An 18218-nucleotide genomic window follows, 5' to 3' on the forward strand; every position below is an offset into this window, starting at 1 on the left:
ACCTCACCGAAGGCGGCGTGTTCACCCCCGACCTCATCGAGACCTGGATCAAGATCAAGCGCGAGCAGGAAATCGCCCCGGTCAACCTGCGCCCGCACCCGTACGAATTCCAGCTCTACTACGACGTGTAAGCCGGAAACAAGCTCCTACCAGTGCGGGAGGCATCCAATGGATGCCTCCCGCACGCAGTTAGAACGCAGTGACCCAAGGGCGAATCGCGCGCTCCGACACATGCGCCCACCTGCCGTTCGCCGAAGCCCGAAAAAACACGAGCCGCCCGCACCGCGCCGGCAAAGATTCCCCGCTCAGGGATGCGACAGGTCAGGCAGGACAGCCGGCAAGGCTCTCTTCGGCCGCCTTCTCCTTCGCCCACTGCACGGCCCACCAGGCGGCGAGATAAAAAACCCACGCGAGTGGGCCGATCGTCGGTATCCACAAGGAGACGAAGCCGTTCTCGGCGTTGAACGGCCCGTTGAGGGTCGTCACGCCGAGGAGAGCGGCGAATGAGCTCAACACGCCCACCCCCGCTATCCAGCTCAACCAAGTCGGGAACAACCCGGCACGGCGCCCGATGAGCACGATCGCGACGATATTGGGAATCCACAGGGGGCCGAGCATAGTCGCGGCGGCGAGCGACTGGACGTGCAGAACGTGCAGGAGCTCGTCGGAGATGCGCCCGTACATCAGCATCGGCGTGGTCACGAGGCTCACATAGATGAAGAGTCCGACGGCGAAGACGATGTCGCTCACGATGGCAATCCACGAAAGAATGTGGCCTTTGCTGGTGTCGATGCCCCAGAAATACGCGGCACTGGCTCCGACCGCCGCCAGCACCGGAACGGAAAAGACGCCGAAGGCGGCGAGGGCGGCCTTGCCCACGGTGTGATACTTCTGATAGAAGGCAACCGTGCCCGCGAGATCCCCGCCTTCGGGAAGAACGTAGTGGTAGACCAGCCAGACGCCGATACCGACGACGACGAGGACGACCGAGAGGAGGGCGTAGAGCAGCCTCGCGCCTTCAGGTTTGGCTAGCCGCGAGGCAAAGCGGCTCGACGACGCAGAACCTTCCCGGAGCGATCCACGCACAAGCGTCGGGACGTTGGCCATACGACTGTCCTCTCATTCCTGCACAGCTTCGACAGCAAGTGCTCACGACCCCAAGGCCACTGTAATGCAGACCCCTCAAAGCAGATCTATATGATGTATACCACACAATAGAGTCGGACGTAAGGCGTGGAAAGAGGCGGCCCGCAGGACGCCGGCGCGCCCGCAGTGCTGGACCGGCCCCGGGAACGGGCAGATGCACCCGGCGAAGCGGCAACGGGCCGCCGTTGTGCGCCGCCAGTTCCACCGTGCGCGCCGCCGCTATGCCGCGATCGAATAATTCCTCGACAAGCCCCGCGTTCGGCAGATGTCGCCAAGATCTTCATGATGCAAGTCACTTATTTTATTACTCATGAGTAGATTCACTCGCTCGGCAACATGAAGAGCTGCCGTCCGCCTCGGCCGCGGCGGTTAAACTCGATGTGATGCAAGCAATACTCTTGATAGAAATGTAGGAGCGGACCATGACGTGCCCGATAGCGCATTCCGCCGAAGCGCCCGAGCCCAGCCTCTCGCGGGGGGTCTTCCCGCCCCGGTGGGCGCCGAGCCTGCTGCGGTGGCACAAGACGCCGGTGGGGGTCCTGCGGTCGTGGGTCGAGCTGGCGCGCATGATGTGGTCGATCCCGAGGTACCAGTACTCGGAGGCGCTCGCGCGCCTGCCCGGCATGCACGACGTCGTCGAGGCCCGGATCCCGATCGTGAAGTTCTACCTCGTGCGCTCTGCGGAGCTCGCGCACCAGATCCTCGTCTCGCACCAGGACAAATACGCGAAAAGCGCAGAGTACGACCTGCTCGGGGTAGCCTTCGGGTCCGGGCTAGTGACCAACCTCGACGACAAGGCCTGGCAGCGCGGCAGGCGCATCGTGCAGCCGATCTTCGCCAAGCGCAACGTGGACAGCTTCGACAAACCCATGGTGCACGCGACGCGCAGAGCCGTGGAGCGGTGGGAGCGGGCCTACCGCGAGCGCGGACGCTTGGACATAGCGGCCGAGATGAACGCCCTCACTCTCGACATCATCGGGACGACAATGTTCGGCGACGATCTCACGGGGCCGATGGCCGAGACGATGCGCAAGAACTTCGCGATGCTGCTGCACATGTTCGGCGTCGGCTCGATCACGGGGATCAGCAGGCCCACCAGGTGGTTCTCGAACTGGGCGTGGCGGCGGAGCAAGGGCAAGCTCTCCGGCGAGCACACCGCCTGGTCCATCAACATCCTCCGGACGCTGTCGAGCGTCCTGGTGGGCCGGGGCCTGCGCGAGATCGAACGCTACCTCGACGGCCTCATCGCACGGGCACGGGCGAATCCGCCGAAGGACGACAGCCTGCTCGCGCTGCTGCTCAAGGCGCGCGACCCGGAGACCGGGGAAGGCCTCTCGGATTTGCAGCTGCGCTACGAGCTCATGACCTTCCTCGGCGCCGGGCACGAGACCACGGCCTCCGCCCTGGCCTGGGTGTGGAAGCTCCTCGCCGAGCATCCCGAGGTGCGGCACAAACTGCACGACGAGGTCGACACGGTGCTCGGCGGGCGGGCCGCAACGGCGGCAGACCTGGACGACTTGCCGTGGACCCGCGCTGTGCTCGTCGAGAGCATGCGCCTGTACCCGCCGATCGTCGCCCTCGCCAGGGTCGCGAAAGAGGAGGACGTGATCGACGGGGTGCGCATCCCCGAGGGCGCCACTGTGGTGATCGCCCTGTACTCCGCGCACCACGACGCCGGGCGCTGGGACTCGCCCGAGGTCTTCAACCCTCGCCGTTTCTTGACCGAGGACGGCAAGCTCGTCGCGCAGCCGAAGCAGGGGACGCTGCCGTTCGGCGCGGGCAAGCGCATGTGTGTCGCGTCGGGGTTCGCGAATCTCGAGGCGGCGCTCATCGTCGCGACAGTCGCCCAGCGGCTCGAGCTGGACCTGGTCCAACAGCCCGAGATCAAACGGGACAACACCTTCACCGGCGGCCCGAAAGACCCCATCTGGGTCCGGCCGCGCGAGCGCGCGCCGCTCGTCCCCGCCGAACGCGTGTAGCCGGGGGGAAGCCGTCGGGCTCGCGCCCCGCTACGGCGTCGCCGCCGGGCTCGGGGAGCCGAGCCCGAGCCCCCCGTTGGAGGGGATCCCGTCCGCTTCGCCGGGCGGCGGCTCCTTGTGCTGCTGAGCAGGCTCGGCGCTTGGCGAAGGCGTGTCGTCCGGCGCGGATCCCGTCGCGCAGATCGCGGCCGCGCGGGCGCAGGGCTGCGCCGAGGCCGCCGCCGGGAGGACAATCGCCGCGGCGCTGAGCACGGCGGCGCTGAGCACAGCCGCGAAAGAAGCCGCGCGGAACTGGGACGACAAGCTGAAGGACAGGGGCATAACTTCTCCTGGTCTGTTTCGGCGAGCGACCGCGAAAAGAGGCCCGCGGCCGCCTGGGCATCATTGCATGAATTTCCAGCGTCCGCTCGGTGAACGACGGCAGGCTCCGACGACTCCTCGGCCTCAGGCGGACTGCTGGCCGCGCCAGCGCACGACCTCCAAGGCCGCCGCGACGGCGACGATATTGTGCGGCAGCGGGCGCGGGAGCAGCTCGTCGGCGCGGGCGAGCCTGCGGATGACGGTGTTGCGGTGCGTGTAGAGCCGCTCCGCCGCGCGCGAGGTGTTGCACTGCTCGCAGATGTACGTCGAGACGGTGTCGCGGATGTCCTGCTCGGCGGCCAAGAGGCCCCCGAGCGTGTCTTGGACGAACTCGTCCGCGCGGGCGGGATCGCTGGTGACGAGGGCGACGAGGGCGATGTCGTCATAGTGCGCGGCCCGGTGCGGCGAGGCCAGCCGGGTGAGCATCCGCTGCGTGGCGATGGCGTCCAGATGGCTGCGCCGGAAGCCCGCGAGGTCTCGCCCCGGCCTGCCGATCCCCATCCGGACGCCGGGCGTGCCCGCGATATGCGGGACCAGCTGCGCGGAGGCGGGCGCGGTCGCGACCGGCAGCCAAAGCCACATAGTCGCCGAGCTGGCGAGGACCGTCAGCCTTCGCGCGGCCCCGCTGGCACGGGTGATGGCCTCGGCAGCTGCTTCGAGCCTGCTGGCCGGGGTGGTCGGCTCGCCCCAGACGACGGCGGCGACATGCGGGCCCGTGAGCTGGTAGCCGAGCTGCGCCTCGGCGCGGGCGCGCGGGATCGGCGCGCCTTCGAGGATGAGGGTGACCGCGGCGAGGCGGTCCGCGTGGCTGCCCCGCACCAGTTGGTCCCGCTCCGTCGCCATCCGGGCGGAGATCGCGTCGATGGTGTCGTCGATGAACGTGCGAATCGAACGCTCGGAGAGCGCGAGCAGCTCGTGGAGCTCGCCGGGGTCCGAGGTCAGTCCGAAGCAGATGTCCATCCACCGCCGCCAGGCCACGCTCTGCCCGGTGCGGTAGGTGTCGAGCGCGGTCTGGTCGAGGCCGCGGCGCACCATGTCTCGGGCGGTCTCCAACTCGTCCGGGGCGAGGTTCGGCGGCACGCGCTCCCCGGGCCGCTGCACGTTGGACGTGGCCCAGTGCAGCAGATTCGCGAAATTGGCCCTGCGCACGCGCTCGGCGAGGACGGGGTCGTCGGCGACCGCCCGCATCCGTTGTCCGCCGAGCGTCGCCTTGTTGAGCTCTTCGATCCATTCCGCCTGCGGGGTGAGCGCAGCCGTCGCGCCCTGCCGCATCAACTCCTGCATCCGCCGCGACAGAGCAGGCCACGAAGCGTCCATATGAACACTATGCACCATGTGGTCGGCGAAATAAGGACAAACTGCTCTAGCACCATGGACATCCAGCCAGGCATTGTCAACAAGAAGGAAATTCCACTCCACCCCCCAGGAGCCATCACATGACCGACACCAGCACCACGCCCGACGTCGAGCAGCTCGACGTCTTGATCATCGGCGCGGGCGTCTCCGGCATCGGAGCCGGGCATTATCTGCGGACGCTGCAGCCGTCGAAGACGTTCGCGATCCTCGAAGGCCGAGACGTCTCCGGCGGCACCTGGGACCTGTTCCGGTATCCGGGCATCCGCTCGGACTCCGACCTGCACACCTTCGGCTACGAGTTCAAGCCCTGGCGCGACGAGCAGTCGATCGCCGACGGGCCGAGGATCCTTTCCTACCTGCGCGAGACCATCGCCGAGGAGGGCCTCGAGCCGCATATCCGCTACAACCACCAAGTGGTGGCCGCGGACTGGTCCTCGGCGGACGCTCGATGGCTGGTCGAGGTGGAGCGCGCGGACACCGGGGAACGGCTGCGCCTCTCCGCGAGCTGGATCTTCTGTTGCAGCGGCTACTACCGCTACGACGAGGGCTTCACGCCCGAGTTCGCGGGCCGGGACCAGTTCAAGGGGCAGGTCATCCACCCGCAGCACTGGCCGGAGGACCTCGACTACGCGGGCAAGCGCGTCGTCGTCATCGGCAGCGGGGCCACCGCCGTCACGCTCTTGCCCGCCATGGCGGACGCCGCGGGGCACGTGACGATGCTGCAGCGCACCCCGACGTACATCATGCCGGTGCCGAAGAGCGACCCTATCGCCAACGGATTGCGCAAGATCTTCGGCGACGAGCGGGGCTACGCCCTGGCCAGGCAGAAGAACATCCTGCAGCAGCGGGCGGTCTGGCTGTTCTGCCAGCGCTTCCCGAAAGCCGCCCGGAAGCTGATCCGCACGGTGAACGCCAAAATGCTCCCCAAGGACTACCCGGTCGACGAGCATTTCAACCCGCCCTACAACCCTTGGGACCAGCGGCTGTGCGCGGTGCCGAGCGGGGACCTCTTCGCCGCGATCCGCAAGGGCACGGCCTCGGTCGTGACCGACCGGATCAAAACCTTCACCGAGAACGGGATCCTGCTCGAATCGGGCCGCGAGCTCGAGGCCGACATCGTCGTCACCGCCACCGGGCTGAACCTGAGCCTCTTCGGCGGCGTGAAGCTCAGCACCGACGGCAGGCCGGTGCAGCTGACCGACGCGGTCGCCTACCGGGGCATGATGTTGTCCGGCGTGCCGAATTTCGCGATGGCGATCGGCTACACCAACTCCTCGTGGACGCTCAAGATCGGGATGCTCTGCGAATACTTCTGCCAGCTGCTCGGGTACATGGAGGCCAACAGCTTGGACACGGTCTGGGCGGCGGCCGACCCCGAGATGCAGACCCGCCCGTTGCTCGACTTCGGCGCGGGCTACGTGCAGCGGTCCCTGGAGTGGCTGCCCAAGCAGGGCGCGAGCGCGCCATGGCTGATGTCCATGAGCTACTACGAGGACCGCAAGAACCTGCGCGACACCTCCGTGGTCGATGAGAACCTGCGCTTTTCGAGCCCGGCCCGCCGCGCGGGACAGGCCGAATTCGCAGGAACTCGCGCGTGACCTCCTCCTTCTTCGACAAAACCGTCGTCGTCACCGGGGCCGGATCCGGCATCGGCCGGGCCCTCGCCGTCGAGCTCTCACGGCGCGGGGCCCGGGTCTCCGGCTCCGACGTCGACGAGACAGGGCTCAAAGAGACGGCGGCGCTCGTCTCGGGCGACATGCACACCGCCGTCGTCGACGCGGGCGACCGCGAGGCCGTCCTGCGGTACGCGGACGAGGTCGTCGCCCGGTTCGGCGTGGTCCACCAGGTCTACAACAACGCGGGGATCGCCTTCTCCCGATCCGTCCAGGACGCGACGTGGGCGGACTACGAGCGAGTCTTCCGGGTCAACCTGAACGGCGTCATCCACGGCACGCAGGCATTCCTGCCGCACCTGGTCGCGTCGGGGGACGGCCATGTCGTCAACGTGTCCAGCCTCAACGGCTACCTGGCGCAGCCCGGCATGTCGCAGTATTGCGCCTCGAAGTTCGCCGTCCGGGGCTTCACCGAATGCCTCGCAGCCGAGATGCTGCGCGACCGGCTGCCGGTCAAAGTCAGCGTCGTGCACCCCGGCGGCGTCGCGACGAACATCGCGAACAACTCGGTCCGCGACGCGCAGGCCTCGGGTCGCGAGGTCACCGAGGCGGACGAGCGCAGACGGCGGATCTACAACGAGAAGCTCCTGCGGCTGCCCCCCGCCGAAGCCGCCCGGATCATCCTCGACGGCGTCGCGAAAGGCCGCGCGCGGATCCGGGTGGGCTCTGACGCGGTCTTCGTCGACCTGTTGGTCCGGCTCCTGCCCACGAGGGCGGTGCGCCTCGTCTCCGCCGTGGAGCGCGTGCTCGTGCGCTAGCGCTTCTGGCCGAGCCTGGTGACCGCGCCGCCCTTCCCGGGAGTGGCGTAGTACAGGCCCCCGCCCGCAGGAGGCCCGTCCGGCAGCAGCGAGCCGTTCACCGAGCAGAACAAGTACTGCCCGTTCTCGCTCCTCGGGCTCCGCCACAGCAGCCGGCCCGTGGCCAAGTCGTACGCCGTGTACGTCGCCAACCCGCTGGAGGTGGCGAAGACCAACAAGACCGAGCCGTCCGTGCCCGCGACAGACCACGGGTTGAGCCCCATGTCGATGGAGCCGGTCTTCTTCCCCGTGTCCAGCTCGTACACGTCCACCGTCTTCGCTCCCTGCTGCTGCACGAGCAGATAGCCGCCGACACAGCTCATTTTGTTCGAAGACGCGTCCCCGGTTGCGGGGGTCTGCCAGAGAATCTGGCCGGAGGCCGCGTCCGCCGCCGCGACGCCGCTGTCGTTCATCAGCATGATCTGCCCGCACTGCTCGCTCGACGGACGCAAGACCACCCCGGGGAGGGACCAGCCAGCGATCTGGTTCACCTTCTTCCCCCGCGCGTCGAAGATGTCGACTCGCTTCTCAATCGCGACTGCGTACCCCGTCGCGGTCAAGGCGACCTGCACATTCTTCGACGACGTCGGGCTATCCCCGTGGTTGGAGTACTCCCCCACCACATGCCCGGTGTCCGCGCTGTAGACCTGGGCGCTGAACGGATCGTGCAGCTCGAAAAGCCCCGTCGCCGACGAAAGCTCGAACTTGCTCAGGCCGGGCGCGCCCTGCGCCGTCCAGCGTTGCTCGCCCGAGCCCGTGAAACGAGTCACGAGGGCGACCGGCTCGTCCACAGTGCCGCCCCATTGCACCACCAAGAAGCCATCGCGCTGCGGATACACCCTCGTCCACCGCTCCGGGGGGAGGACGATCGTTTTCCTGGCGGAGCCGTCAGGGCCGAAGAACGCCAGTCGGACCGTGTCGAGGAAATCGGTCTCAGACGGAGCGCCGCCAGGCGGCGGCTGGTCCGCAGGAGTGTCGGACCAGCAAACCGCGCTGGAGTCCTCGGCGAGATCGCACGACATCAACGACTCGCCGAAAGGCGCGGGCGCCTGCCACTTCTTCTTCCCTGTCGCCGCGTCGAGCACAAACATCGAGTGGTCCGCGCCGTCATGGCCGTCCAGCAGCACCGAGTTCTCGCTCGCGGAACGAAAGCCAACTGACGCAGACTGGCCGCCGACGATATCGTCTGCCTGAGCGGTCCACAGCGACACCGGCTGCGCCGGGATCGGGTCGAGGAAAGGGCCACCGGACCTGCGCTTGTCCTTCACGGCGGCGCTCGGCTGCACGCCCTGCGCCTTCTGCTCCAGCCCCCCGCGCCTCCCGGAGAGCACCACCGCGAGCACCACCACAAGCGCCACCACGAGTACTGCGGCCCCCGCGACGATCCACACCCGAGAGCGGCGCGCCCGCCCCGGCGCTTGCGGAGCGCCGTACGGCGGAGGCTGCTGCCCGTACTGCGGCGGAGGCCCGTACGGCCCCCACGGAGGCCCTCCCGGTGTCGTCATCGCCCATTACCTCCTCATACGGATGATCCCCGGACAACATAGCACCGCCCGCCTGCGGCGACTATGCTGTGACGTATGCCGCCGAACGCAGTCCTCAAAACGATGAACCACGCCCACCGCGCCTTGATCAAACTCAGCGGCGGGAAGCTCGGCAAGACATTCGGGCCGATGCCTGCCGTCGAGCTGACCACAATCGGGAAGAAGACCGGCCAGCCGCGCGCCGTGTTCCTCACCTCCCCGATCCAGGAGGACGGGAAATGGCTCGTCGTCGCGTCCCGTGGCGGCGACCCCACGCATCCGGCCTGGTACACCAACCTGGTCGCGAATCCCCAAGTGACCTTCGCCGTGGTCGGCCAGCAGCCGACGAAAGCCGAGGCGGTCCCCGTCTCCGCCGAGGAGCGCGAGCGACTGTGGCCACTGGTCGTGAAGACGTACAAAGGCTACGGCGGGTACCAAGAGCGCACGTCGCGGGTGATTCCGCTGGTCTGGATCCGACCGCTGGCCGGCTGAGCAGGCGGGCCCGCTCTTCGCGTCGTTCACATTCCGCGTCTCATGGCTTTTGGCCGAGCCGCGAGACGCTCTTCCCAGAGACGGTGTAGATCGCTCCGCCCATCAAACTCGAAGTATGGGTGCTCGACCCTCCCGGCGCGCAGAAAAGGTACTCGCCGTCCTGGCCGGGCGGGCTGCTCCACACGAACGCGCCGTTGGCCAAGTCGTACGCGTCGTAGACGAACTGGTCGGCGCTTCGGCGCAGGAGCACGAGCGAGCCGTCCGTGCCGACTACCGCCGGATCGCCCTCCGTGGATATCGTCCCGACCTGTTTGCCGTTCGCCAGATCGTAGACACCGAGCGCTTGCTCGAACCCGGCCCGCAGAAGGAAATGATCGCCGACGCACGAGGCCTGCAGCATGGACGAGCCGTCCCGGCCCGGCAGCTGCCACAGGATCTGCCCAGACTCGGAGTCCGCCGCCGCGACGGCGCCCGACTCATTCTGCAGCAGTATTTTCCCGCACACGGCGCTCGACGCGTTCCGCATCTGGAAGAGCGAGCGCCAGCCCGCGATTTGGTTCACTTTCTTCCCTCGCGCGTTGAACACATCGATCACTTTGCCGTTCTCGGCGGTGAAGCCCGAGGCGTTGAGCGCCACCTTCAGCGGCTGCTGGCCGGGCGTGGCGGAACTCGTGAGATCTGAGAAATCGCCGACCGCGAGACCGTCGGACAATTGACGGACCTGCGGAGCGCCCAGTCCGCCCCGGACGGAGACCAGACCCAGGTCCTCGGCCACGACTGCCTCGTCGCCACCGGCAGCGCCCTGCGTCGTCCAGCGCCGATCCCCCGAGCTTGAGAACACGATCTCCGTGTTCGGCGCGCCCTCCGACGCCTGCGGCGCTTTGAAGACGAAGAAACCGTCGCGCAGCGGGACGACCTGGGCCGCGCCAGGCTCGGAGAGTGTCACCTGCCTGGTCCCGCCGCCCGACGAGGCGATGAAGACGAGCCGCGTGGTGCGCGGCGGAATGCCGTCGCGGGTGGCGGTGTCGAGGGGGTTGTCCCGCCAGCACAGCACTTGGCTGTCGCCCGAGAGGGCGCAATTGACCACGTCCAACGGGATGTTCGCTTTGACTTCCCATTTCTTCGCCCCGGTCGCGGCTTCGAGCGCGACGATGTCGTAAAGACGGTCGCGCGGGCTGACGAGCGAGGAGAGCAGCGCCGTGTCCTGGTTCGCGGCCGTGAAAGACGGGGCAGGCCCGTTGGGGAACAGTCCCGCCAGGGGCGTGGTCCACAACGGGCGCGGCAGGGCCGGGATCGGGTCGAGGAAGGGGCCGCCGGGACGAGGACGCGCGGGCGGGGCGGCCTTCGCCGCCGTCTGTCCCGACTGGCCGCTCTGGCTTCGAACCTTGACCGCCACGAACGAAAGCCCCGCCGCCAAGGCGGCCGCGCACACCAGCACGGCAGCTGCGACAACCCACGCCCGCAACCACGGCGCACGCCGTCGACCACCCGACACACCCACTGCCCGATCCTCCTCGCCAAAGCCAGCGTCCCAATGTCCTCCCAACATACGCTTCGGCGGTCGAGATATGGAACACGTCGCCCGCCGAAACCTCGCGCGCAGCAGAAGCCCCCCTTCCTCGCGGCCGAGCCCCGCTTTTGGCGACGTTCGTCACAAACGGGGACACGAGGCGCTTCCCCGCCTAGACTGTTCGTATACGAACAGTCTAGGCGTTCGCGGACAGTTCGTAGTTCGAAGGGACCACCAGCCCCCTCGAAGCCCATAAGAGAGAAAGGAATGCCATGGCCGAAACTTCCACGAAAACCGCCGCATTCGTCGGCCGGTCGGAGATCGTCCCCGAGAAAGGCAGGCTCATCGTCGACATCGGCGACCGCACGATCGGGATCTTCCGCGTCGGCGGCAAGCTCTACGCCTACGAGAACCTCTGTCCGCACCAAGGCGGCCCGGCCTGCCAAGGCAGGATCGTGCCAAGGGTGCGGGAGAACATCGACGCGCAGCAGCTCGCGCACGGCATGCGCTTCGACGAGGACGAACTGCACGTGGTGTGCCCGTGGCACGGGGCCGAGTACCAGATCAAAACCGGCCAGCACGTCACGGTGCCGCAACTGCGGCTGCACGGCTTCGAGGTCGAGGAGCGGGGCGGTGAGATCTATGTCCTCGTCTAAAACCACGACCGACTTCGCCGATGTCGCGGACGAACTGCGCGCATTCGTGCGCGAGCTGCAGAACGGCGGATCGGCGACCGTCGCAGCCGAGCCCCTCTCCCGAGCGGTCGGCGATCTCGCCAAGCTCTATTTCGCCTGCCAGGAGGCTTCGGGCCGCGCTCCGGCGATCTCCCCGGACGATGTCTCCGGCACCGAGGCCGTCGCGTTGATCGCAGGTCTGATGGAGGCGCAAAGCCTGAACACGTTCGACCTGGCGCTGTGGCTGTCCCGGGCGCAGCATTCCGAGAAGCTCTAAGGAGAATCCCATGACCACCAGCACCAACCAGCCCGTTGTCGCGGTCCACCCCGTGCAAGAGATCACGACCACCACAGACTCGCGCGAGATCCTCGCCAACGCCCGCCGAGACACCGAGCAGTTCGGCTTGGACAAAACGCTCGTCGTCGACGTGGACGCGCACCACGTCGAGCTGGACTCCTGGCCCGAGGTCATCGCCGCGATCGACGACCCGGTCCTCCGCGACTACGGCGAGCAGATCATGAAGAACTGGCCGCAGGCGCACCACCTCGCGCTCAGCCCGCACATGCCGGGGCTCACCTTCCAGGACGTCGCGGGCCGGGTCCCGCACCAGGCGAGCCTGGCCGAACACGTGCCGCCTGGCGAGTTCCACCGGGATGTGACCCTGGTGCAGCGCGCCATGGACTCGATGGCGATCGACTACCAGGTCGTCTTCCCCCAGCCGATGCTGGAGATCGGCCTGCACCCCAATCCGGAGTTCGCCACGGCGCTCATGACCGCCTACAACAAGTGGTTCACGAACACCATCCTTGGCAAAGACCCCCGGATCAAGACGATGCTCGGGCTCCCGTTCGAGAACCCGGACGCTTCGCTCGACATGATCCGGGCCTACCACGACCACCCGGACGTCATCGGCTTCCTCGTGACCAGCCAACGGCACATCGGGGTGCATCAGAACCAGTACATCCCGGTCTACGCGGAGCTCGAGCGCCTCGGCCTGCCCATCGGCTTCCACGCCGGGCCGACCTGGGGCGACACGATGACCTCGACCATGAACCGCTTCACCGGGGTCCACGCCATGTCCTTCGTGACCTGCAACATGACGCACTTGACGAACTGGCTGCTCAACGGCATCCCGGTGCGGTTCCCGAACCTCAAGACCATTTGGATCGAGAGCGGGCTGGCGTGGCTGCCGTTCATGATGCAGCGCCTCGACCACGAGTACATCCTGCGCACGTCGGACGCGCCGCTGTTGGAGAAGCTGCCCAGCCAGTACATGCGGGATATGTTCTACACGTCCCAGCCGCTGGAGGTGACCGACTTCGACCTGCTGCAGTCGACCTTCAAGGCGATCGACGCGGAGAACACGCTGATGTACTCCTCGGACTGGCCGCACTGGGACTTCGACCTCCCCGGCCGGATCATGCGGCTGCCTTTCGTCTCGGAACAGGGCAAGCGGAACATCCTCGGCGAGACGGCGCGAAAAGTCTTCGGGCCGAAATTGGCGCGGCCGGTTTCCGCCTAGGCTTGAATAAGGGTGTGAAACCAGCCGATCCCCCTGGCCCCAACGATGCGATCCGCTCTCCGGAGGAGCAGCTCTTGGTGCTCCTCCGGAGGGTGGACCAGCGGCATTCGGCCTTGTGGCGGGACGTGGGCCCCGCCATCACCCGCACCCACTACCTCGTGCTGCGCACCGTGGAGCGCTGCCCGCAGATCGGACAGGACCAATTGGGAGCTCTCGTCGCCATCGACAAAGCGAGCCTGACCGCGCTGATCAACCGATTGGAGCAAGCCGGGCACCTGGTCCGCCACGTGCACCCCGAGCACCGGTCGCGACGACAATTGACGCTCACCGACACGGGCCGGGCCGCGCTCGTGGAAGCCGCGCCCCTCGCCCGAGGCGTGGAACTGCAGTTCCGCGAGAAACTCGACGAGCGGGGGCTGGCGGTTTTGCTCTCCGGCATGGAAGGCATCGCCTGACCAGCTTTGGGCGCAAGGGCCAGGCGGACTAGGCCGTCTCGTCCTTCACAGCGGCCGCGACACCGCGGAGGAACGCGCGGATCATCATGGCCGCGCAGAACGCGAGCCCCGCGGACAGGCCGAGCCACACGCCAGGAGCGCCCCAGCCGAGGACGAGCCCGCAGACGAGCGCCACCGGCAGGCCGACCGCCCAGTAGCCGACCAAGGTGATCTTCAGCCCGCTCTTCGCGTCGCCGAGCCCCCGCAAGAGGCCGACGGCGATGTTCTGCGCGTTGTCAAAGAACTGCTGGACGACCGCGACTATGAGGAGCGTCCCCGCGATGGCGGCGGCCTGGCCTGCGATGTGGAAGGGCCAGAGCACGAGGCGCGGGGCGACCAGGTAGACCACGCCGAACAGCGCCATGATCACAGCTCCGACCGAGAGCACGGTCTTGGCGGCCTCGCGCGCCTCGGCCTTGTCGCCCCGCCCCATCGCGTGGCTCACCAGCACCGAGGAGCCGTGCGAAAGGCCGACGCTGATCTGGAAGACGATATAGACGATCTGGTTCACCGCAGTGTGCGCGGCGAGGGCCGCAGGGCCGAAATGGCCGATCACGAGCGCGGCGACCGAGAAGAGGCCCGCCTCCGAGCCGTAGGTGAGCGCCGTGGGGACGCCCAGCTTCAAAACGTCCTTCACCTCCTGGACGGTCGGGCGGCCCGGACCGGTCAAATACGGCGCGAGCTGCTGGTCGCGCCGCAGAATGAGCCAGAATGCCCCGACCGAGAAGAGCTGGACGGCCGTGGTCGCGAGCCCGATGCCGGTGAGCCCGAGCTTCGGGGCGCCGAGCAAGCCGTAGATGAAGACGAAATTGAGCCCGACGTTCACCGCGATCGAGGCGAGCATGACAGGCAAAAGGGACTTCGGCTTGCGCATGCCCGTCGCGAACTGCCGCAGCGCCTGCAGCCACAGGAGCGGGACCAAGCCAGGCGCGAGGGCCGCCATCATCGGGCGCGCGCCCGCGAGCACCTGCGGGTCTTGGCCGAACCAGCCCAGCGCGTAGCTCAACGCGACGAGGACGACCACGCCTGCCAGGCCCGCGAGGGTCGCGACAACCAAGCCCGCGCGCGCGATCCCGCGCACCTCGTCGTCGGGCGCGGACCGGCCCTGCGCGTGCGCGATCTGGTTCCCGAGGCCGGTGATCAGTCCGACGCACATCGTCCGGACCTGGTTGAACAGGGTGATGGCGAGACCGCCCGCCGCGAGCGCGGCCACGCCGAGCACGCCCATCATCACCGTGTCGGTGGTCGTGAGCGCGACTTGGGCGAGCTGGATCCCCGCGATCGGCACGGCGAGCGCGGCAAGCTCCTTGAGGCGGCCTTTTCTCGTTGGCGTTGGAGTCGTGGTCACTGCGGTCACAGTACTGCGGCCGCGACAGGCTGGCGCACGTCAGGGACGCCGAGACGGGAGAGCGTGGCGCCGACGGCCTCTTCCGCCGCGGGGTCGAGGAGGTCCCGCGCCGCCATCCACTCCTCGTCGAACACCGTGTCTAGGTACTTCTCGCCCCCGTCGCAGACGATAGAGACCACCGTGGAGCCTGCGGGCAGGTCGGGGAGCTTCTGCAAGGCAGCGTGGACGCAGCCGCCGGAGGAGCCGCCGATCAAGAGGCCCGTGCGCCTGCCGAGCACCCGGGCGGTGGCGAACGCGTCCACGTCGGAGACCTTCACGCCCTCGTCCAGCAGCTCGTAGTCGACGGCCGTGCCGATGATCGCGCCTTCCGGGGTGCCGGTGCCGGACTGCCAGTAGTCGCCGCCGGGGCCGCCGAAGGCGATGGAGCCGACCGGCTCCACGCCGATCACCTGCGTCAGCTGGCCGAGCCTGCGCAGCTCGCGGGCAGAGCCGAACAGGGAGCCGCCGGTGCCGACCGCGCAGACCATGTAGTCGACCTTGGCGAGGTCCTCGACCAGCTCGCGCGCGAGCGCCGCGTACGCCGCCGGGTTGCTGTCGTTGTTGTGCTGCTCGGTGAAGAACGCCTCGGGGTCCTCGGCGGCCATGGCCTCGGCCAGCTCCTCCCGCGCGGCAGTGTTGAGGCTGTCGTCGCCATCCTCGGCGACGTACACGAGCTCGGTCCCCATCGCCGCCATCGCGCGGATCTTGTCGACTGCGGCGTGGTGGTCCACCACTGCGGTGAACCGCAGGCCCAGCTCGGCCGCCACGACCGCCAAGCCGAGGCCGGTGTTGCCGGAGGTGGACTCCACGATCCGCCCGCCCTGGGGCAATCTGCCGTCCGCGAGCGCGTCGAGCGCCATCTGCCGGGCCATCCGGATCTTCATCGACCCGGTCGGGTTGAACTGCTCCAGCTTGAGCAGGTACCGCGTGCCGTTCTCCAGCCGCACCAGCTCGAAGAGCGGGGTGTTGCCGATCAAATCGGAATATTTGGTCACGATCATGATTTCTCCTCAAGGGACCATCGGGGCTGGGAACCAGACAGGTCCAGCAGGACTTTCGGCGGGATCGGCAGATCGTGGAACGAGGACTCGTTGGAGTCCATCTGATATCCCGCCGTGTTCGGGTAGACGAGGAAGTCGCCTCGTTTCGGGGGCCTCGGCAGCAGCAGCTTGCGCCAGGTCAGCATGTCGGAGTCCAGGCAGCTCGCCCCGCCGACGCACGTCGGGGTCGGCTGGTCCGCCCCGGTCTTCGGCCACAATGCGGGATCGGGCAGGAACTCGCTGCCGAACCACTGCTCGGAGAGCGACAGGCTCGTCCCCGCGACAGTGGCGATCCCGTAGCCGCCGAACCCGCCGTTGGGCACCGCCTCGCGCCATTTGAAGCCTTGGACGGGGAAGACGCTCACCCCCGAGTCGGCCAGCAGCGCTCGGCCCGGCTCGACGGCCAGCTTGATCCCGGCTTCGTCCAACAGGCGCTCCAACGGCATGCCGTCGACCCGGTGGGCCAGGATGCTCGTGAGGGCTTTCGCCCCCGGCTCGGGGCAGTGGTAGGGGTAGAAGCCGTCGGGGAACACCTTGTTCGCGTGGCATTGCTCCGGGCGGAACCCTTTTTGAAACGCCTCCCAGTCCTCTGCCGCGACGTAATTGACCGGCAAACCGCCGCCGATGGAGATCATGTCGGCGCGGTGGCCGAGCGCGCGTGCGGCGAGGCACTCGCCAACGAGCTCCGTCGCGAGCTCCGCGCGGGCGGCGAGGTCGTAGCCGGAGAGGTGGAAGCTGAAGCCTTCCATCCGGACGCGGGGGCCCATCTGCGCGATCCTGGCGAGCGCCGCCTGGCGTTCCGGCCCCGCCAGCCCGAACCGGGAGTTCGGCTGTGCGGGAGGATGGACCCGCAAGAGGACGCGGAGGGCCGCCAGGTCGTCGGTCAACGCCAACGCCCGCTCCAATTCGTCGAGCGAGTCGACCGCGACGAGCGCCTCATGCCGCCAAGCCAGGGACAACAGCTCGTCGCTCTTCGCGGGCCCGGTGACCATGATCTGGCCGCCAAGCACGCCGCAGCCGAGCGCCTCGCGCAGCTCCTGGACGCTGGAGACGTCGACGCCCGCCAGCTCTGCGGCGCAGATCTTGAGCCAAGCCGGGGATTTGTTCGCCTTTTTCGCGAAATAGACCGTCCCGTCCGTGGCGGCGAGAGCGGCCTTGAACTCGCGCAGGTTCTCAGCGAACGTCTCGGGGTGCAGCAGGTGGAACGGGCCGCCGACCGCCATTGCCACGCGCTCGATCAGCTCCGGATCGTCCAGAGCCAGCTTCGCCCATTGCGGCCACAGCGCGGGCAGCGCGGGCGCGGGCGTCCCGGCCGCCACACTCACGACCACAGCTCGACCTCCTTGCCCCGGCCCTGCGCGATGGCCGCGCGGGCGAGGATCGCCCCGACGGCCACGTCGGTGACGACCATGCCGCTGTTGTAGGCGAAGATCCGCTGCCTGCTGCCGGTGCGGCCCTGCGCCCGGCCTGCGAGGATCTCCGGCAGCTCCGCGTCCGGCAGCCGCAACCCCGTGCCGGGGTGGGCGAAATCCTGGCCGGTGAGCGCCATCTGCTCCGCGCTCGTCGCGACCAGCCGGTCCGCCGACCACAGCACGTCCGGCGCGACGCCGTAGCCGACGAGGACGGCGAGCGCGCCCTCGCGGATCTGCTCGGCCCGGATCTGCGCGGGCGTGCCCGGGCCCGCGACCGCGAGGACCACGTCCGCCTCGCAGGCCCGGCCGAGGTCGTCCAGCACTTCGATCTCGCGGTCGGGGTGGTGCTGGCGCAGCTCGCCCTTCACCGCCGCGATCCCTTCCGGATGGGAGCCGAACAGCATGATCCGCTCCACCTGCGGCAGTGTGGTGAGCAGGAACGGCAGCGCCGCACGGCCCTGCGCCCCGGTGCCGACCACAAGCACGGTCTTCGTGTCCGGCGGGGCGAGCTCGCGCGCGAGGATCGCGGAGGCCGCCGGGGTGCGCAACGCGCCGATCCGCCCGCAGTCCATCAGCGCGACCGGCAGCCCGCTCTCCTCGTCGTACAGGCCCAAAGTGGTGTAGTAGAGCTTTTCCCCGGTCCCGTTGTTGGTGTACGAGGTCTTGAACCCGACGAAGCCGTTCGTCTGGCCGAGCATGGCGTAGCTGATCGAAGGCCCTGCCGTGATGTTGAGCTTGCGCGGATTGCCAGACGGGTCTGCCGCATGCCCGAGGTACGCGGCCTCCACCGCCGCGATAACCTCCGCCGGGGCGATGGCCACGTCGGCGAGGTCGCTCTTGCTCAACAGGCGC

General features: G+C 68.2%; 17 protein-coding genes. 8 read left to right on the forward strand and 9 right to left on the reverse strand.

Going from position 1 to position 18218, the window contains the following annotated elements:
* Positions 1–321 precede the first annotated feature (321 nt).
* On the reverse strand, positions 322–1107 hold the full coding sequence (locus ACRC20_RS03925; RefSeq protein ID WP_438685035.1) for a hypothetical protein: 786 nt from the start codon (positions 1105–1107) through the stop codon (positions 322–324).
* A 473-nt stretch (positions 1108–1580) separates the two neighbouring features.
* On the opposite strand from ACRC20_RS03925, the gene ACRC20_RS03930 reads away from it, so the two are divergent.
* The gene (locus ACRC20_RS03930; protein WP_438685072.1) at positions 1581–3125 is read left to right on the forward strand and encodes a cytochrome P450; all 1545 of its coding nucleotides are present in this window, start codon (positions 1581–1583) and stop codon (positions 3123–3125) included.
* Between the two features lie 30 nt (positions 3126–3155).
* Here ACRC20_RS03930 and ACRC20_RS03935 read toward each other — a convergent pair whose 3' ends face one another.
* Both ACRC20_RS03935 and ACRC20_RS03940 read right to left on the reverse strand, forming a co-directional pair.
* Entirely contained in the window at positions 3156–3446 is a 291-nt protein-coding gene (locus ACRC20_RS03935) for a hypothetical protein (RefSeq protein ID WP_438685036.1), read from the reverse strand.
* Between the two features lie 123 nt (positions 3447–3569).
* A complete protein-coding gene (locus ACRC20_RS03940; protein ID WP_438685037.1) occupies positions 3570–4802 on the reverse strand; it encodes a PucR family transcriptional regulator in 1233 nt (410 codons plus the stop codon).
* Positions 4803–4921: 119 nt separating this feature from the next.
* Between ACRC20_RS03940 and ACRC20_RS03945 the strand changes: the two genes are divergently transcribed.
* Positions 4922–6439: a flavin-containing monooxygenase gene (locus tag ACRC20_RS03945; RefSeq protein WP_438685038.1), complete on the forward strand. Its 1518-nt coding sequence runs from the start codon at positions 4922–4924 to the stop codon at positions 6437–6439.
* Positions 6436–7272 (forward strand): SDR family NAD(P)-dependent oxidoreductase, encoded by an 837-nt coding sequence (locus tag ACRC20_RS03950; protein ID WP_438685039.1) that lies wholly within the window; start codon positions 6436–6438, stop codon positions 7270–7272. Before ACRC20_RS03945 ends, ACRC20_RS03950 begins: the two co-directional genes overlap by 4 nt.
* On the opposite strand, the gene ACRC20_RS03955 is transcribed toward ACRC20_RS03950, so the two are convergent.
* A complete protein-coding gene (locus tag ACRC20_RS03955) occupies positions 7269–8816 on the reverse strand; it encodes an outer membrane protein assembly factor BamB family protein (protein WP_438685040.1) in 1548 nt (515 codons plus the stop codon). The two genes, ACRC20_RS03950 and ACRC20_RS03955, sit on opposite strands and share 4 nt — an antisense overlap.
* Positions 8817–8891: 75 nt before the next feature.
* On the opposite strand from ACRC20_RS03955, the gene ACRC20_RS03960 reads away from it, so the two are divergent.
* On the forward strand, positions 8892–9326 hold the full coding sequence (locus ACRC20_RS03960; RefSeq protein WP_438685041.1) for a nitroreductase/quinone reductase family protein: 435 nt from the start codon (positions 8892–8894) through the stop codon (positions 9324–9326).
* A gap of 40 nt (positions 9327–9366) precedes the next feature.
* Here ACRC20_RS03960 and ACRC20_RS03965 read toward each other — a convergent pair whose 3' ends face one another.
* Positions 9367–10827 (reverse strand): outer membrane protein assembly factor BamB family protein, encoded by a 1461-nt coding sequence (locus ACRC20_RS03965; protein ID WP_438685042.1) that lies wholly within the window; start codon positions 10825–10827, stop codon positions 9367–9369.
* Positions 10828–11108: 281 nt separating this feature from the next.
* Between ACRC20_RS03965 and ACRC20_RS03970 the strand changes: the two genes are divergently transcribed.
* The 4 genes from ACRC20_RS03970 to ACRC20_RS03985 are packed head-to-tail and all read left to right on the forward strand — an operon-like array spanning position 11109 to position 13488.
* A complete protein-coding gene (locus ACRC20_RS03970; RefSeq protein WP_438685043.1) occupies positions 11109–11492 on the forward strand; it encodes a Rieske (2Fe-2S) protein in 384 nt (127 codons plus the stop codon).
* The gene (locus ACRC20_RS03975; RefSeq protein ID WP_438685044.1) at positions 11479–11787 is read left to right on the forward strand and encodes a hypothetical protein; all 309 of its coding nucleotides are present in this window, start codon (positions 11479–11481) and stop codon (positions 11785–11787) included. The genes ACRC20_RS03970 and ACRC20_RS03975 overlap by 14 nt, the downstream gene beginning before the upstream one ends.
* A 10-nt stretch (positions 11788–11797) precedes the next feature.
* A complete protein-coding gene (locus ACRC20_RS03980) occupies positions 11798–13033 on the forward strand; it encodes an amidohydrolase family protein (protein ID WP_438685045.1) in 1236 nt (411 codons plus the stop codon).
* Positions 13034–13047: 14 nt separating this feature from the next.
* Positions 13048–13488: a MarR family winged helix-turn-helix transcriptional regulator gene (locus ACRC20_RS03985; protein WP_438685046.1), complete on the forward strand. Its 441-nt coding sequence runs from the start codon at positions 13048–13050 to the stop codon at positions 13486–13488.
* Between the two features lie 28 nt (positions 13489–13516).
* On the opposite strand, the gene ACRC20_RS03990 is transcribed toward ACRC20_RS03985, so the two are convergent.
* The 4 genes from ACRC20_RS03990 to ACRC20_RS04005 are packed head-to-tail and all read right to left on the reverse strand — an operon-like array spanning position 13517 to position 18214.
* Positions 13517–14875, reverse strand: coding sequence for an MATE family efflux transporter (locus tag ACRC20_RS03990; RefSeq protein ID WP_438685047.1), 1359 nt, complete (start codon positions 14873–14875; stop codon positions 13517–13519).
* 5 nt (positions 14876–14880) lie between these two features.
* Positions 14881–15915: a PLP-dependent cysteine synthase family protein gene (locus tag ACRC20_RS03995; RefSeq protein WP_438685048.1), complete on the reverse strand. Its 1035-nt coding sequence runs from the start codon at positions 15913–15915 to the stop codon at positions 14881–14883.
* Entirely contained in the window at positions 15912–17285 is a 1374-nt protein-coding gene (locus ACRC20_RS04000; protein WP_438685049.1) for a Y4yA family PLP-dependent enzyme, read from the reverse strand. The genes ACRC20_RS03995 and ACRC20_RS04000 overlap by 4 nt, the downstream gene beginning before the upstream one ends.
* Complete coding sequence (locus ACRC20_RS04005; RefSeq protein WP_438685073.1) at positions 17276–18214, reverse strand: ornithine cyclodeaminase family protein; 939 nt, start codon at positions 18212–18214, stop codon at positions 17276–17278. The genes ACRC20_RS04000 and ACRC20_RS04005 overlap by 10 nt, the downstream gene beginning before the upstream one ends.
* Positions 18215–18218: the final 4 nt, after the last annotated feature.

The sequence above is a fragment of the Segniliparus sp. genome, from assembly GCF_051660745.1.
In the GTDB taxonomy this organism is placed as follows: Bacteria; Actinomycetota; Actinomycetes; order Mycobacteriales; family Mycobacteriaceae; genus Segniliparus.